This window comes from Candidatus Margulisiibacteriota bacterium, from assembly GCA_028715625.1.
Classification (GTDB): Bacteria; Margulisbacteria; Riflemargulisbacteria; order GWF2-35-9; family GWF2-35-9; genus JAQURL01.
On the sequence record JAQURL010000006.1, the window covers coordinates 19,263 to 34,096 of the forward strand.

Here is a 14,834-nt window from a genome sequence, read left to right on the forward strand (position 1 = left end):
TCTTCCCCCGAAGATAATTACTTATAATAATATTTCGAACAAAAACTAAAAAAATCCCAATAATTTAATAAAAGCCTAACGAAGAGAGAGCCCTGGAAACTTTGTTTTTGACACCTCTTTCCACAGGCACTATGCCCAACGATCTTAGAGAAGCCCAATACATAAAGCCATAATTGAAAAAAATCTGTTCGTTTTTTCTAATCTTGCGTGAAGCCACGAATATTACATGAAACGCTTCTTTATAACTGACATAAAAATATCCCGCATTTGCATTTTTGGAAGAATGATTAAGAAAACGCAGATAATTCCCAACATTCTGGGCATCGATACTGTAATTATTCAGCGGACAGTCCTTTTTTTGCGCCAGACACTCGTGGTCAAGCGGATGATAATCAAGCAAATAACGGTTTAGGTTATCTTCCTTTCTTTGCTCTCTCACCAGGCCGGTATATTCGCCGATCAGCTCTCCGGAATTAATTATTTCAGAAGCAAACAAACCCCAGCCCATATTTTTGGTCCGGGACAAATAAACCGGGCCGATATAACCCTCATCCAATTGCTTGCCGAACTTTTCCAACAAATTCAGGTTGGTGTTAAGTTTTTCATATATTTTGGCTTCCTTGGAGATATAAGCTCTGGCTGCAGGCTCTATTAATAACTCCGGCTGATATTTGACTCCGAACATCATTTCAAAATCCGCAGGCGACAACTTGCTAAGATTTGAAGTGCCTGGAAATTTTACCAAAATATCAGGCGTGAGGACTGAGGTTAATTGGTTAGTACTGATAATTTTTTTTCGCATAAAAGTTTATTCTATAATTTCACAACCATGTGTATCTATAATATCTAGAAGATCATTATCAATTACGTTTACCTCAAATTCACCTGCGAAAAATGAGGTCAGGGCAATGTTAGATGCCGGCGTTCTGAATGACAGATAATTTGGGCCGAACTTGCGGCTGGCGTTATAATCTTTATCCAGGGTGTAAGAATTCCTGAGTACGGAAAATAAATTATATGCTTTTTCCATAAATTCTTTATCCGTGTGTTTAAGCTGGAAATAATGCAATCCGTTCCTGACCGCAAAACGCATCATATTTATGTGCGATACTTCTGAACGTGTTACATAGCTGTGCATCGCCAAAAAAGCGATTTTGGAATTAAAAAACGTATAAAACCATTCCAGATTATTCAGCAATCTGACCTTTTTTAATTCTGCAGCTGAAGCATTTTGACTCTTTAACAGTTTAACTCTCCGCGCATTGCCCACTCCTCTGTAAATACTTACAATTCCGTTGCCTATGTCAGGTTGAGTTTGAGCCGGTACAATCTGAAATGATGCCTGCTGAATAAAAACCAGATTTCCTCTATACTCATAAACCGCCAGAGGCGCCTTGAAATGTTCTCCATTTAATATTCCCATATTCATATAAACAGTCGGCTGCAGGCACTTGTAATGCCAGAAACTGTCAAAGTATTCAAAAAGGAAAGGTTTTCCGGCACCATATCGGAATTTTCCTTTTTCCTTGAAACAATCGGCAAACCTCAAACCATAATTGAAAATACTACTATGGAATTTATCGCCGGGTTTAACATTAAACTTTCCTTCCGCCGCCATCCAGGGCACAATGTACTGACCATTCTCAACAAAAGCATCAAACTGCCGGTCATAATCGATGCCTGACGATTTGCAGAGAATAATTAAATTTTCACGAATATGCTCGACATCAATATTGATGTGAGATTCAAATCTGGCTGTGATACTAATAACCTTTTTCTGCATAATACCGCTCATGTATAATTATCGTGAGAATTCCACGTTTATTGCATGGAAAGAAATCAGCCAGTCTTCATTTAAATTTGGATCAAATGATCTTTAAGCTTGTTCAGATATTTATAGAAATAATAATCATCAATTTCATGTCTGGGATGTTCCTGAAACATTCTGGAAAGCCCCAAAATCATCCCGGTATTATCGAGAATAACTTCTATGGCTTGCAATACAGCTTTTTGGTCATAATGAGTCGTATCAATATAATAAGGATCAAAATTAAACAACTCTTTTGTACCTGTCGCAACAATCTTCTGCAATATTTCTTCCATGATTAGAGAGGCTTTTTCCAACGGTGTATCAAGGTAATCAGCACCATAAACTTCTCTAGCCTGAAGTAACCAAAATTGAATATCCATCATTTCAACAAGAACTTTATTAATATATCCCGGTCTGAAAGCCATTTTTTTGGCATCACCGGTGATATATATTTTGCCAGGTTCATTGCCCTGAGGATTTTCCATGGCCCAGGGAACATCTATAACAAAATAATTCCGGCTATTTTTTACTTTAGGCATATCCTTCAATAATTTCAAAGACGGGTTCTCAACCCCTAAAAATAAAATATCACTTCTGCCCAGAAGCTGCTGCACGTGCGTTCCGCCTCTATTGTCGCTGTGATCTATGGTCGGCTGATAATATTTCATGTCTGCAGGAATGACTATTTTTGATTTGTACTGCATTTCTACCAGAATGCCGGCATTGCTGATATGTTGAAAATTTAAAGAAACACCGCCTAACGAACCCGGCAAAGTAGACAATGCTCTTTGCGGAACAACTACCATGTGACCTGACATCTGATTATTCAATTGTTCCAGTTCATCAGCGGATTCCTCAAAAAAATTGTTAATCACAATTATGCCCCGGCCTTCTTTTATTCCATAACCGAGTTTATCTGTCCCCTGCCATAAAAGTTTGGCTGCAGCCAGATTAATTGTCCAGGCTTCAATTTTCTTTTCTGTATAGGGAGCAACCTGAAGCAAGGCCGGGGCCGCACCCTCCTCCGGGATAGCTGCCTCAAAATAATATGATCCTGAGATTTTTTCCAGCATATAAAAAAGTTTTTCCGCGATTGCTTGATATTCCGACATTTTACGTTCATATTTGCCATCGGAAACTTTGCCTGTTTCCAAATCCAACAACCAGTCAGTAGCTAAATCAAATCCCTTATCGATACAAGAAGAAATTGCTTCATCTTTTTTTGTAAATACAATAGCAGGTTTATTGACTACATCAGCCAGGCCCTGCCCTATTCTGATCAAAGGACATCCGTTATAACTTGTATATCCGCTTATAGTATAAGCCGGAGCGAAGTATTCCCAATTGCTTTTGCCTACAACCGGCTGGATTAATATTGCCATGCCCGAAGGTGCATTAAACTTTTTTCTGTAGGCAATAGCCTGCGGTGTAAATTCGCTTAAATAAATTTCACACTGCTTCTCCCAAAGAGTATACAGGTCTGTTTCCATATCACCGAAAGGAATAAATATCATAGATACATATATCCCTGTACCGCCTCTTTCGCCCAGAGCAGAAGAACGCAAATAATAAGGCTTGTTATTCTCCATTTTTTTCAGAAGCTGAATATTATGCTCCCATAAATTGTCTGGACATTCATTTGAAGTCCCTGCATCCAAAAGCTCTGCAACGTCATCAAACTCTTCAGAAAGATTCATTTGCAAAAAATCATTAAAATATCGGACATCTATGTTGGCAACAGTTTCAGGCAATGTGAATCCGGCCAAAAGGAACTGATCACTATAACATTCCAAATCAGCGGCTTTTAATCCGATTGAGGGAATTGAAACCAACTTTTTTTGCATAACCATACCTTTCCGCAAGAGGTTTTTTGATCCAACTCCTTTATCGGATAAAATGTAAAAAAATTGCAAAAAAAAAGAATTAATAAATGATTATTCAGATGCCAGCAACTTGAAGATTTTTCTGCTGCCCTTTAACGCCGCGAACATCAGAGCTGTCATGCCCAGAGAATTCTTAACAGTCTTGTCCGCACCTTTACTTAAAAGCAATTTGATTATCCGTATATTGCCTTTTTCTACTGCCACCATTAACGGAGTGGCTTTATTTTTTTTGGTCAAAGCATTGACGTCAGCACCCCTGCTTATTAGTAATCTGGCTATACTCAGCTTGTTTTCGGCAATCGACAGCATTAACGGTGAAAAACCTTCAGGCTCAGTAGACAGATTTACATCAGCGCCCTGATCGATTAGAAATTTTACTCTATCTATTTTATCGTCAGCTATTGCTAACACCAGTGGTGTAATCCCCTTGTTTTTCTGCATGGAATTTATATTTAACCCCTGTTTTATCAACATACTGAGTATACCTTGGCCGGACCTGGTAATCCCGACCATCAAAAGGTCCCATCCCATCTTATTTATAACCCGCACATCTGCTCCTTTTTTTAGCAGCAGGCTAACAGCAGCCTTGTTATTGGCGCTTACAGCATACATCAGTGCTGACCAGCCCAACTGGTCCTGAGTATTAATATCAAAACCGGTTCTCTGAAAAAGATGTTCCAAAAGTTTCCGGCTGCCGCCCCAGGCCGCGAATATCAACAAATTACGACCGTACTGGTCTGATGCAGAGATATCGGCTTTTTTGCTCATTAAATATTTGACTACGCCTTTATACCCTCTTTTCGCGGCCAGCATTATTGCTGACCTTTGAAACGGATCAACACTGTTAATCTCAGCTTTTTCTTTAAGTAAAATCTGAACTATCTTTTTATGTCCCAGCCATGAAGCTAAAAGCAAAGGAGTCCAACCGTACGGCTCACGGATATGAATGTCCGCTCCTTTTTTTATAAGTTGTTCCACAATACCTTTATTGCATTCGAAAACCGCATGCAACAACGGTGTCCAGCCCTGTTTATCTTTGCCATTAATATTGCCTGTATAATTTTTTATATAATCTACGGCCATAAGTCCGTTACCACACTTGATAACTTTTATCAGCTGAGATAAATCCTGTTTGTTGTCCGCATCATTCATACCTATAATGTATTCCCGGTTTACTCCTTTATTAAACCGTAATATAACCATAGGGAATTAAATCATTAACTTCTGGAATAAAAAGTGTAAAAGTTTGAGTTTTTAAGTTATGCTATGAAAAATGGAGGTTATAACATGATTAAATATATGAGTATCGGATTGTTGCTTCTCGCTTCTTTATCAGTTGCCCAGCAAAATAACACTTATCAAAAAAATTCTGTAACAAATTTAAATAATATACCATTAACCAGCCCGGCCTTTAAAAATGGGGAAATGATACCCGCGAAATATACCTGTGATAATAAAACAGACATATCTCCTCAACTGATTTGGAAGAACCTGCCAAAAAACACTAAAAGTGTCGCCCTGATAATGGACGATCCGGACACAACCAGGGGCACCTTTGTGCACTGGGTAATTTATAATATTCCAGCTGACCAGATGACGCTGCCCGAAGGAATAATCCAGGCAAAAGAACTCCCTAACGGAGGCAGACAGGGCCTTAACGGAGCAAAAAGCATCGGCTACAAAGCTCCGTGCCCGCCTAACGGAATTCACCGCTATTTCTTTAAATTTTACGCGCTTGATACTGTTTTCGAGACTAATTCGGATTTGACCAAAGACGATTTATTAAAACTGATGAATTCGCATATTCTGGCTACAGGTCAGTTAATGGGCAAATATAAACGGCTGAAGGAATAAAAATTAAAAAAGTAGTGAAAACAGTTGAAGAAATTATTAAGAAATAAGCCTGCTACAGGAGATAATCACTTGCCGGCTTGCGCTATTTAACAGTCTTTAGTATCATATTCGCATATGAAACTAAATACAGTAATTTTGGCCGCAGGTATTGGTAAAAGGCTAAAAACACAAAGCAGCAAAGTAATTGTTCGGCTTATCAATAAACCTGTGATCATGCATCTGCTTGATAATCTGGAAGATATCCTGATACCCGAAGATACTTATATAATAGTCGGCCATCAGGCTGAGCAAGTAAAAAAGGTTGTTAAAAAAAAATTTAAGAAAATAAATTTTGTCTATCAAAAAGAACAACTGGGCACAGGACACGCTGTTATGCAGGTTAAACCCGTGCTAAAAAACACGGAACAACCTACTCTGATTTTAGCCGGCGATGTACCGCTGATTAACAGTGAACTGATCACAGAATTTTACAACTTTCATAAAAACCATAAAGCAGATATTTCGGTCCTGACCACAAACATTAACAATCCCCATGGATACGGGCGCATTATCAGAGACAGAAGCGAAAACACCTTACTGAAAATAGTCGAAGAAAAAGACGCGACAGCTACCGAAAAGAATATTTGTGAAATCAATTCCGGGATTTATCTGGTTGAGACCAACTTGTTGTTTGATCTGCTACAACAAGTTACTCCCAATAACAAACAAAATGAATATTATTTGACCGATATTATAAAAATAGCCGGCAAGAAAAAGCGCAATATCCTGCCCTATCTTTATAATAATGAAGAAATGCTCAGAGGTATCAATTCCAGAGAAGACATGGCCTGTATTGCCGGGTATATTTACAAAACAACCATCAAAAAACATCTGCAAAACGGAGTAACTATCCTTTCTCCGAAAAATACCTTTATAGAACCGGACGTAATCATTGAAAAAGATGTTATCATCGAACCTTTTGTAACAATTAAAGGGAAAAGCGTTATTAAAGAAAATAGCCATATCCATAGTTTCTGCTACTTGAATGACTATGTATCAAAGGCAGGAGAAGTTGTAGCACCGTACTTTAAAAAAGAATAAATTGCCTGTACAATGTAATATGTCTTGGTTTTTTGTATCTTGAAACTGATCACAGTTACTTAATAAGTAATTTGATGTTAAAGATTAGGAGAGTTGGCCGAGCGGTTGATGGCGGCTGTCTTGAAAACAGTTGTGCCTGTTGAGGGTACCGGGGGTTCGAATCCCTCACTCTCCGCCAGCTAGTCTCTAGGTGAAATTGGCATGTTTTAGAAAGGAGCAATTCATGGCGAAATCTCAGGTAGAAAAAAATGATCCTGAAGATAAGAATGAAAAAGAAGAAAAAGCTGAGGAATACAGCTTTGACGATCTGGACAAAGAAGTAGGCCTGGGTGATATTTTAAAAGAAAAAGATAATATATTTTTTGCTTTCTTTAAAAAGATTTCCTTCGGTTTTATTGTTATCATTATCAGCATCATTGTCTTTTTCGCCAGTTTTACTATCGGCAAAATGCTCTTTTTGTCTGAAAACGCGCCGGCGAACCGTATTAATTTGAAATCTCTGGAATCCCAGAATACAGAAATAAATGAGACCGCAATTCCTACACAGAATATAATCCAGGTAAAAGCAGAGGAACCAAAAATTGAAGATAAAAAAGCAGAACCCAAAGAAGAAAAAGCTGAAACTGCCGTAAAACCAGAACCGGTTAAGGAAGTTCCCAAAAAAGAAGCCAAAAAAGCAATTCTTAAAAAAGTGGAAATCAAAGAACCAGCTGTTAATTCTGTCAGCGAAACTCCGAAAGAAGAACCCAAGACCGAAGTGAAAAAACAAGAAGTGGCCAAAACCGAGCCCATTAAAGAAGCTCCCAAAAAAGAAACAGTTGCAACTGAAAAGTACATGGTTATCGCCGGTACATTCATAAATCAAAAAAACGCTGATATCTTGATTGAAGCCTTAAAAAAACTAAACTACAGTCCGGAAGTAATGACTATTACTAAAAATAACATGAATTATATTCGTGTTATCGCTGGTGTTTACAATAATTTATCGGATGTCAAAAAGCATATAGCACTGCTAAAAAGCAAAGGATTCGAAAGCTTTTCGCTACCCTATACAAAATGATAAATAAAATAATCAGCAAATTCAGAAAAGACATCGGCATAGACTTAGGCACAGCAAATATCGTTGTTTATGTAAAAGATCGCGGTATTGTTCTGCGCGAACCTTCTGTTGTGGCTATCGACAAAAACACAAGACAATTCATGGCTATTGGAAACGAAGCCAAACTTATGGTGGGTCGTACTCCGGGAAATATCATCGCTATCAGACCATTACGTGACGGAGTTATTGTAGACTTTGAAATTTCCGAACAAATGATCAGAACTTTTATCAAAAAAGTATATCCCAAGCATTATTTTATGAAACCCAGGGTAATTATCGGCGTCCCTTCCGGCATCACCAACGTGGAACGCCGTGCGGTTATCGAGGCCGGTCTGCAGGCCGGTTCCAAGGAAGTATTTCTTATAGAAGAACCGATGGCCGCGGCTATTGGAGCCGGACTGCCTATAAATGAACCTAACGGACACATGATTGTGGATATCGGTGGCGGTACAACTGAAGTAGCTGTAATATCGCTGGGTGGAATAGTAGTTTCCAAATCTATTCGCGTGGCCGGGGACGAAATGGATGAGGCCATTGTGAACCATTGCCGCACCAATTACAATCTATTAATCGGCGAACGAACGGCTGAAGCCATCAAAATTCAGATAGGTTCAGCTTATCCGAAACCTGAAGAAAAAGAAGTAGAAATTAAAGGCAGAGACCTGATCAGCGGTCTGCCGAAAACCTTTACCTTATCCGCCGCTGAAATACGGCACTGTCTGCTGGAACCGGTCAACACAATTGTTCAAACCATAAAACTGGCACTGGAACAAACACCGCCGGAACTATCTTCGGATATTTTGCAAAAAGGGATATTTCTTACTGGCGGCGGTTCTCTTTTGTTCGGTCTGGATAAATTTATCACCGAAGAAACAGGCGTCAAAACCAATATTGTAGACGATCCTTTGTCCAGCGTGGCTTACGGCACGGGCAAAGTGATGCAGGACCTGGACAAGCATATCAACAAGATACTCTTTCAGTAGAAAACCTTAATAAGGCTAACAAATTCAGTTGAAATGTTGCTAAGCTATATAATCACACTTCGCCAAGCTCAGTGTGACATTGACACTATGCACATTTGTCATGCTGAACCTGACGAAGCATGAATTAGTATATAAGCGATCCTAGTGGGCTCGGAACGACATATTATTTATTTTCCAGCTTTGTCAGGCGTAGTATTACTAATCTTCTTACTGAGCCAGGCAAAAAATATCAAAGGCAAAGACGCCAAGCCGGCAATAAGCAGAAATAAAACCAGATAAATAAATCCCTTATAAAATATATCTACTATTGAAACTATCATTTCATTGTACTATTCAACAAGAACGGTCTGATTATCATAAGTAACCTTTTGACCTCTGCTTACCTTACATTTTTTTCTGATTTCTATTTTATTGTCCACTTTCACTAAAAGCTCGGAGATAGCCTGTTTTGCCTGACCGCCGGAACCACAAAGCCCGGTCACTTTCAGTAACTGGCACAATTCTATATAATCACCGCTAATTGTATATTTTATTATATTCATTTCTCCTGCTTCTGATCAGATTCCAAATGTTTTTGCCTATCCTTGACCGAAAACTTACAACTAACCGGTAAATGATCGGAAAAAGTAATACCATCAAGAACCTTAAAATCCAGAACCTTAATATCCGGGCTATGTAAAATAAAATCCAGTTGCCTCTTGGGCTTTTTGCTGGGAAAGGATGGAACATTGTCTTTATTCATGCTCGATAAACCGGTTGCTGCCATAAATAGCTCAATTTCATGTTCTCCCCAAAAAATATTGAAATCACCGGCCACAATTACGGGCTTGTCAACTTTTTTAATGAGTTTGTATAAATCACTAAGCTGCCATTGCCTACTTCGGTAAGTGAGAGAAAGATGTATTAAAAAAATATTAAAATCTTCCAGTTCCAGTTCTATTGCCATCCTTTTCACACCTTTTTTAAAATAATGTATCCTCTTATTTTTTATATCCGGCCTGGTAAGAACTGCGTTACCCTGCATATTCATAATCGGAATTTTATGGGCCAGAGAAGACCCTCCGTATTTGGAATTGAAACTGGGATGATAGCCAAGGGCTTTGGCGATATCCTGCGCCTGGTTTTGTTTATTAGTTCTAAAGGAACCTCGATCGACTTCTATCAAACCGACAATATCAGGGTCTACACTCTTAATAAATTTGGTAATATGGGAAATATTTCTGGTTGTATTTTTCAAATATCCGCTTAAAGGTAAAGGCAGGTTAAATCTCCAACCTCTTCCTGCTCCATAACGAATATTGTAAAGTAAAAAACTGTATTTTTTTGTCATTTTGCGTATTCTTGAATTCAGACAATATTATCCCATTTTTACAGTAATTTTGCATATGTTGAATATGTGATATTTAAAAATTTATTTACACAAAAGCAGAATTTAATAAATATTGTCTTTAGTAGGGAATTTGCCGGAAAGTACATCTTTTCTATAAACGGCAACGGCATTTTTTATAGTGGTATTAAGGTTAGCATAACGTTTTAAAAATTTGGGGGTAAAATCTGTATAAAGGCCCAGCAGATCGTGCGTAACAAGTATCTGTCCATCGCAATACCGCCCTGCCCCGATACCGATTGTAGGTATTGTCAAATTTGAGGTAATTTCCTTGCCCAGCGATTCCGGTATAAGCTCCAGTACAAGTGCCCCCACTCCGGCGTCCTGCAGTTTAAGCGCATCTTCCTTTAACTTTTCAGCCATGTCCTTGCTTTTACCCTGAATAATATTGCCTCCGATACGATTAATCTGCTGCGGAGTAAAGCCAATATGGCCGATTACAAGAATGCCAGCCTCTACCATCCGGCTGATTGACTTGAGCACAAATGGAGTGGCGCCTTCTGCTTTAACACCTTTTGCTCCGGCTTTAATCAAAAGGCCGGCGTTTATTAAAGTGTCTTTCAAGGAAGTATGATAGGACATAAACGGCATATCAGAAATCAGAAGCGAGTTTTTTATACCATTAGCTACAGCCTTAGTGTGACGAACCATGTCATCCATGGTTACGTAAACTGTGGACTCATAGCCATAAACAACCACGCCCAGCGTATCTCCAACCAAAATCAGTTCTACGCCGGCTTCATCAATTACCCTGGCAGTTAAATAATCATATGCTGTGAGAGCGGCAAATTTTTCACCTTCAGCTTTTTTGTTCTGCAAATATTTGATGGTTATCATTTTTCAGCCAGCAGGTCTTTAAGAACATCAGCAACATTGTTAAAAAAACTATCGGGCTTTTTGCCTTCCTGCTCATCTAACTGAAGCAACACTAACAGATGCTCCTGCAATTTTTTCCTGGATAAACGACGATAAAGTTTTCCGTTTATGGCCATAGAAATTATTCCGGTTTCTTCGGAAGTAACCAGTACGATAGCATCGGTAATTTCAGCCAGACCAAGGGCAGCCCTGTGTCTGGTACCTATGGTACGGTCCTTGAGCTTGCTCTGTGTAAGCGGCAGCAAACAGCTGGCCGAAACAATAGTATTGCCCTGAATAATTACAGCACCGTCATGTAAAGGATTGCGGCCGTAAAAAATACTGACCAGCAATTCCGCGGAAAATTCGGCTTTCAATTCAATCCCGGTGTCTTTGATATGCTCGAGGTCATTTATCTGCTCAATAACGATTATGGAACCAATCCTGTTTTCGGAAAAATATTCGATAACTTTGACCAGGTTTTGTACCATCTGAATAGTCAACATATCCTCATTTTCTTTTTTATCCATAAAATACTGTCGCAATTGCGTGCTTCGGCCCAGTTTTTCCAGCAACTGTCTAAGCTCCGGTTGAAACACAATGATGAATATCAGAAGAACGATAGTGGTAAGCTTTTGCATCAGCCAGCTCACGGTAAAAAGTTGAAGGAAATAGCTGATGGCATAAAAAACCATAATAATAAATACACCATTAAGCAGTTGTTTGGCTTTATGGTTACTGGTCCATTTAAACAGATAATAGATGGCTACAGAAATAATGGTCACATCAACCAAGTCCTGCCAGCGCAACGTTGATAATATTTCTAACATTTCACATCATTCCTTATGATATCCCGCAAAGTCTCTCTTTTTAAGACAAGAGTATCCTTGCCGTTTTCCACAAAAACCATAGCCGGTTTTCTATAGCGATTATAATTGCTGGACATCGAATAATTGTACGCGCCGGTCGCGTATACTGCCAGAATATCACCTGCCTCGGCTGACGGCAAAGAAATATCTCTGATCAAAATATCTCCTGACTCACAAAATTTTCCGGCAATGGAATAAATTTTATTTTTGCCTTTTTTCATTTTACCGGCAAGATCAGCTTCATACTTGGCACCATAGGTAATCGGTCTGGGATTATCGGCCATACCGCCATCAATTGTAAGGAATGTTCTGATATCGGGTATTTCCTTAACTGCGCCTATAGTATACAGAGTTACACCGGCATTAGCTACTATTGAACGTCCTGGTTCCAGAATAATCGTGGGCTGCAATGGATATTTGTTTTCTTTTAAGGCAGCTTTCAGCTTCCTGGCTATGGCTTCGATAAATTCATTTATTGCAGGCGGATCATCTTCCCGGGTATATTTTATGCCCATACCTCCGCCGATGCTGATATCCGTACAAACAATCTTTTTTTCTTTATAAATCAGCATGCACATATTGAAAAGTCTTTCGATGAGAACTTCAAAGGGATAAAAGTCAAAAATCTGCGAACCAATATGCGCGTGCAATCCCTGAAAATTAAATATTTTCAGTTTCAGGGCTTCGTCCAGAATATCTAAAAGTTGTTCCTTCAAAACACCGAACTTGGTGTCGCGCTTGCCGGTTTGAATAAATTCGTGAGTATGAGCATCTATTTCCGGAACGACACGGAACAGTATGTTTATCTTATTTTTCATTTTCAGTCTAGTATACGCGTCTTTGATACGTTTCAGTTCCGAAGAATTATCCACGACGATACATCCTATCTCATTTTTCAGAGCCAGCTCAATTTCAGCCATGGTTTTATTGTTACCATGAAAATAAGCTTTTTTCAGAGAAACACCGGCATTTAGCAGGGTAAAAATTTCACCATCCGAGATAACATCGAAATAAAGCCCCTCCTTGTCCAGCAATTGATAGAGAGCAGTAAGTGATAATGCCTTGCTGGCAAAAGCAATTCTGGTGTGAGGATAATATTTTTCAAGTGTACGGTATTCCTTAACAATCTGTTTGATCGTGGCCACGTCCATTACATAAAGCGGAGTTCCATGCTTTTTCGCCAGGTCCAGGGCATCAATTTTCCCTATCTCCAGATGGCCTTTGCTGTTTATCTTGGCTGTAAGCGGTTTCATCCTTTTTCCTTTTAGATGCTTTGAATTTTAATTCTTTACAGTTTCTTTTAATAATTTATATTCGACACTGTCTACCAGGGCATTCCAGCTGGCTTCTATTATATTGCTGCTTACACCTACTGTTTGCCAGGTTTCATGATCATCGGCAGACTCAACGATTACTCTGACTTTGGCATCGGTACCCTTCTTGCTATTTAAAACTCTGACCTTATAGTCGGTTAAATGCATATCTTCGATTTGCGGATATTTTCTTTTTAAAGCCTTTCTAAACGCGTGATCCAGGGCACTAACGGGACCATTACCTTCTCCGGCTGTATGTACGACTTCTCCGTCAATCATAATCTTTACTGTCGCCTCAATTACATAGGTATCATCACCTTGTTGATCATTAATTATCCGAAAGCCCATCAATTTAAAAAACGGTTTATATTTTTTGGTAGCCCTGCGCAGCATAAGCTCAAATGAAGCTTCTCCTTCTTCAAACTGATAGCCCATTTGTTCAAGTTCTTTGACATCATTCAGCAATTTCTTAATTTCATCACTTTTGGGGTCAATATTGATACCAAACTCTTTAGCCTTGTATTCCAGGTTACTTAAACCGGACTGATCGGACACGACAACTCTCTGCTGATTACCGACAAGCTTCGGGTCCAGATGTTCATAAGTTTCGGGATTTTTCAATATGGCGCTGACATGAATTCCACCTTTATGTGAAAACGCCGAACGTCCCACATAGGGTTGATGATAATTGGGCGCGATATTTACTATCTCGCTGACATGACGAGACAAAGATGTGAGCTCATCCATTTTCTTGACCTGAGAGGTCTTTTCTTTCATTTTTAAAACAAGCGCCGGAATAATAGAACAGAGATTGGCATTACCGCAGCGTTCACCATAACCGTTAATTGTTCCCTGTACCTGTATACAACCTTCATGGACTGCCAGAAGAGAATTGGCCACGGCCATGTCTCCGTCATTATGCGCGTGAATACCCAGCGGAGTTTTAATTTTTGTTTTAACTTCTCTAATAATCCGGACAACATCGTTAGCCAGAGTGCCACCATTGGTATCGCAAAGCACAAGAACATCCGCACCACCTTTGGCTGCTGCTTGTAAACACTTAATGGCATACTGCGGATTGCGCTTGTAGCCGTCAAAAAAATGTTCGGCGTCAAAAAAAACTTCCCGGAAATGTTTCTTTAAATAGGCAAGAGAATCCTCGATGAGCTCCAGGTTTTTCTCAAGGCTTATTTTCAAAGCTTCGGTAACATGAAAGTCCCAGGTTTTACCGAAAATACAAGCACCATCAGGTTTGGCCGCTATCAAAGCATTCAGGTTGGCGTCTTCTTCAGCGCTGTTTTTGGCCCTTCTGGTGCTGCCAAAAGCAATTATCTTTGAGTGTTTCAGTTTTAATTTGCGTACCTCTTTAAAATATTCAATAGCTTTGGGATTGGAAAAAGGCCAGCCGCCTTCAATATAATCCATTCCAAAATCATCCAGCAGTCTGGTAATGCGCAGTTTGTCCTGCAGGGTAAAAGAAATACCCTCGGACTGCTCACCATCCCGTAATGTCGTATCAAAAATTTTAATCATGTTTGTCATTTCTACTTATTATAGTAAGCTTTTATACTCTTAGCAAATATAGAATTAAGAATGTAACCACAGGACAAGTTTGTCCTAAAATGTCATCCTCTGGCTTGACCAGAGGATCCAGCTTTCTGTATACCTTATAAATACCGGATTCCCGTTTTCACGGGAATG

At 39.2% G+C, this 14,834-nt stretch carries 15 protein-coding genes and 1 tRNA gene; 5 read left to right on the forward strand and 11 right to left on the reverse strand.

Annotated features, from left to right (window positions below):
* Nucleotides 1-64 precede the first annotated feature (64 nt).
* From PHV30_01835 to PHV30_01850, 4 genes are all read right to left on the reverse strand, one after another.
* Nucleotides 65-802, reverse strand: coding sequence for an SET domain-containing protein-lysine N-methyltransferase (locus PHV30_01835; protein MDD5455754.1), 738 nt, complete (start codon nt 800-802; stop codon nt 65-67).
* Between the two features lie 6 nt (nt 803-808).
* Entirely contained in the window at nt 809-1,783 is a 975-nt protein-coding gene (locus PHV30_01840) for a hypothetical protein (GenBank protein MDD5455755.1), read from the reverse strand.
* Nucleotides 1,784-1,854: 71 nt separating this feature from the next.
* Nucleotides 1,855-3,654 carry a hypothetical protein gene (locus PHV30_01845; protein ID MDD5455756.1) on the reverse strand — a complete coding sequence of 600 codons (1,800 nt, stop codon included), beginning with the start codon at nt 3,652-3,654 and terminating at the stop codon, nt 1,855-1,857.
* 90 nt (nt 3,655-3,744) lie between these two features.
* A complete protein-coding gene (locus PHV30_01850) occupies nt 3,745-4,896 on the reverse strand; it encodes an ankyrin repeat domain-containing protein (GenBank protein ID MDD5455757.1) in 1,152 nt (383 codons plus the stop codon).
* Between the two features lie 84 nt (nt 4,897-4,980).
* Between PHV30_01850 and PHV30_01855 the strand changes: the two genes are divergently transcribed.
* The 5 genes from PHV30_01855 (at nt 4,981) to PHV30_01875 (ending at nt 8,709) form a co-directional block, all read left to right on the forward strand.
* Nucleotides 4,981-5,547 (forward strand): YbhB/YbcL family Raf kinase inhibitor-like protein, encoded by a 567-nt coding sequence (locus tag PHV30_01855; GenBank protein ID MDD5455758.1) that lies wholly within the window; start codon nt 4,981-4,983, stop codon nt 5,545-5,547.
* A gap of 114 nt (nt 5,548-5,661) precedes the next feature.
* Nucleotides 5,662-6,627 (forward strand): sugar phosphate nucleotidyltransferase, encoded by a 966-nt coding sequence (locus PHV30_01860; GenBank protein MDD5455759.1) that lies wholly within the window; start codon nt 5,662-5,664, stop codon nt 6,625-6,627.
* A gap of 87 nt (nt 6,628-6,714) precedes the next feature.
* Nucleotides 6,715-6,805: transfer RNA gene (locus tag PHV30_01865), tRNA-Ser, on the forward strand.
* Between the two features lie 45 nt (nt 6,806-6,850).
* Nucleotides 6,851-7,687: an SPOR domain-containing protein gene (locus PHV30_01870; protein ID MDD5455760.1), complete on the forward strand. Its 837-nt coding sequence runs from the start codon at nt 6,851-6,853 to the stop codon at nt 7,685-7,687.
* An 11-nt stretch (nt 7,688-7,698) separates the two neighbouring features.
* Nucleotides 7,699-8,709: a rod shape-determining protein gene (locus PHV30_01875; protein MDD5455761.1), complete on the forward strand. Its 1,011-nt coding sequence runs from the start codon at nt 7,699-7,701 to the stop codon at nt 8,707-8,709.
* A gap of 167 nt (nt 8,710-8,876) precedes the next feature.
* On the opposite strand, the gene PHV30_01880 is transcribed toward PHV30_01875, so the two are convergent.
* From PHV30_01880 to cimA, 7 genes are all read right to left on the reverse strand, one after another.
* Nucleotides 8,877-9,029: a hypothetical protein gene (locus PHV30_01880; protein MDD5455762.1), complete on the reverse strand. Its 153-nt coding sequence runs from the start codon at nt 9,027-9,029 to the stop codon at nt 8,877-8,879.
* A gap of 9 nt (nt 9,030-9,038) precedes the next feature.
* Nucleotides 9,039-9,251, reverse strand: coding sequence for an RNA-binding S4 domain-containing protein (locus tag PHV30_01885; protein ID MDD5455763.1), 213 nt, complete (start codon nt 9,249-9,251; stop codon nt 9,039-9,041).
* Complete coding sequence (locus PHV30_01890) at nt 9,248-10,039, reverse strand: endonuclease/exonuclease/phosphatase family protein (GenBank protein MDD5455764.1); 792 nt, start codon at nt 10,037-10,039, stop codon at nt 9,248-9,250. The genes PHV30_01885 and PHV30_01890 overlap by 4 nt, the downstream gene beginning before the upstream one ends.
* A 102-nt stretch (nt 10,040-10,141) precedes the next feature.
* Nucleotides 10,142-10,933 carry a 3-methyl-2-oxobutanoate hydroxymethyltransferase gene (gene panB / locus PHV30_01895; GenBank protein MDD5455765.1) on the reverse strand — a complete coding sequence of 264 codons (792 nt, stop codon included), beginning with the start codon at nt 10,931-10,933 and terminating at the stop codon, nt 10,142-10,144.
* The gene (gene cdaA, locus PHV30_01900; GenBank protein MDD5455766.1) at nt 10,930-11,781 is read right to left on the reverse strand and encodes a diadenylate cyclase CdaA; all 852 of its coding nucleotides are present in this window, start codon (nt 11,779-11,781) and stop codon (nt 10,930-10,932) included. Before cdaA ends, panB begins: the two co-directional genes overlap by 4 nt.
* Nucleotides 11,775-13,073 carry a diaminopimelate decarboxylase gene (gene lysA / locus PHV30_01905; protein MDD5455767.1) on the reverse strand — a complete coding sequence of 433 codons (1,299 nt, stop codon included), beginning with the start codon at nt 13,071-13,073 and terminating at the stop codon, nt 11,775-11,777. The genes cdaA and lysA overlap by 7 nt, the downstream gene beginning before the upstream one ends.
* Before the next feature lie 27 nt (nt 13,074-13,100).
* Nucleotides 13,101-14,666: a citramalate synthase gene (cimA, locus tag PHV30_01910; protein ID MDD5455768.1), complete on the reverse strand. Its 1,566-nt coding sequence runs from the start codon at nt 14,664-14,666 to the stop codon at nt 13,101-13,103.
* Nucleotides 14,667-14,834: the final 168 nt, after the last annotated feature.

Excerpts from the sequence above, each read along its gene's own strand:
- PHV30_01835 (MDD5455754.1), bottom strand. The coding sequence starts at position 802 with ATGCGAAAAAAAATTATCAGTACTAACCAATTAACCTCAGTCCTCACG.
- PHV30_01840 (MDD5455755.1), bottom strand. The coding sequence starts at position 1,783 with ATGCAGAAAAAGGTTATTAGTATCACAGCCAGATTTGAATCTCACATC.
- PHV30_01845 (MDD5455756.1), bottom strand. The coding sequence starts at position 3,654 with ATGCAAAAAAAGTTGGTTTCAATTCCCTCAATCGGATTAAAAGCCGCT.
- PHV30_01850 (MDD5455757.1), bottom strand. The coding sequence starts at position 4,896 with ATGGTTATATTACGGTTTAATAAAGGAGTAAACCGGGAATACATTATA.
- PHV30_01855 (MDD5455758.1), top strand. The coding sequence starts at position 4,981 with ATGATTAAATATATGAGTATCGGATTGTTGCTTCTCGCTTCTTTATCA.
- PHV30_01860 (MDD5455759.1), top strand. The coding sequence starts at position 5,662 with ATGAAACTAAATACAGTAATTTTGGCCGCAGGTATTGGTAAAAGGCTA.
- PHV30_01870 (MDD5455760.1), top strand. The coding sequence starts at position 6,851 with ATGGCGAAATCTCAGGTAGAAAAAAATGATCCTGAAGATAAGAATGAA.
- PHV30_01880 (MDD5455762.1), bottom strand. The coding sequence starts at position 9,029 with ATGATAGTTTCAATAGTAGATATATTTTATAAGGGATTTATTTATCTG.
- PHV30_01885 (MDD5455763.1), bottom strand. The coding sequence starts at position 9,251 with ATGAATATAATAAAATATACAATTAGCGGTGATTATATAGAATTGTGC.
- PHV30_01890 (MDD5455764.1), bottom strand. The coding sequence starts at position 10,039 with ATGACAAAAAAATACAGTTTTTTACTTTACAATATTCGTTATGGAGCA.
- panB (MDD5455765.1), bottom strand. The coding sequence starts at position 10,933 with ATGATAACCATCAAATATTTGCAGAACAAAAAAGCTGAAGGTGAAAAA.
- cdaA (MDD5455766.1), bottom strand. The coding sequence starts at position 11,781 with ATGTTAGAAATATTATCAACGTTGCGCTGGCAGGACTTGGTTGATGTG.
- lysA (MDD5455767.1), bottom strand. The coding sequence starts at position 13,073 with ATGAAACCGCTTACAGCCAAGATAAACAGCAAAGGCCATCTGGAGATA.
- cimA (MDD5455768.1), bottom strand. The coding sequence starts at position 14,666 with ATGATTAAAATTTTTGATACGACATTACGGGATGGTGAGCAGTCCGAG.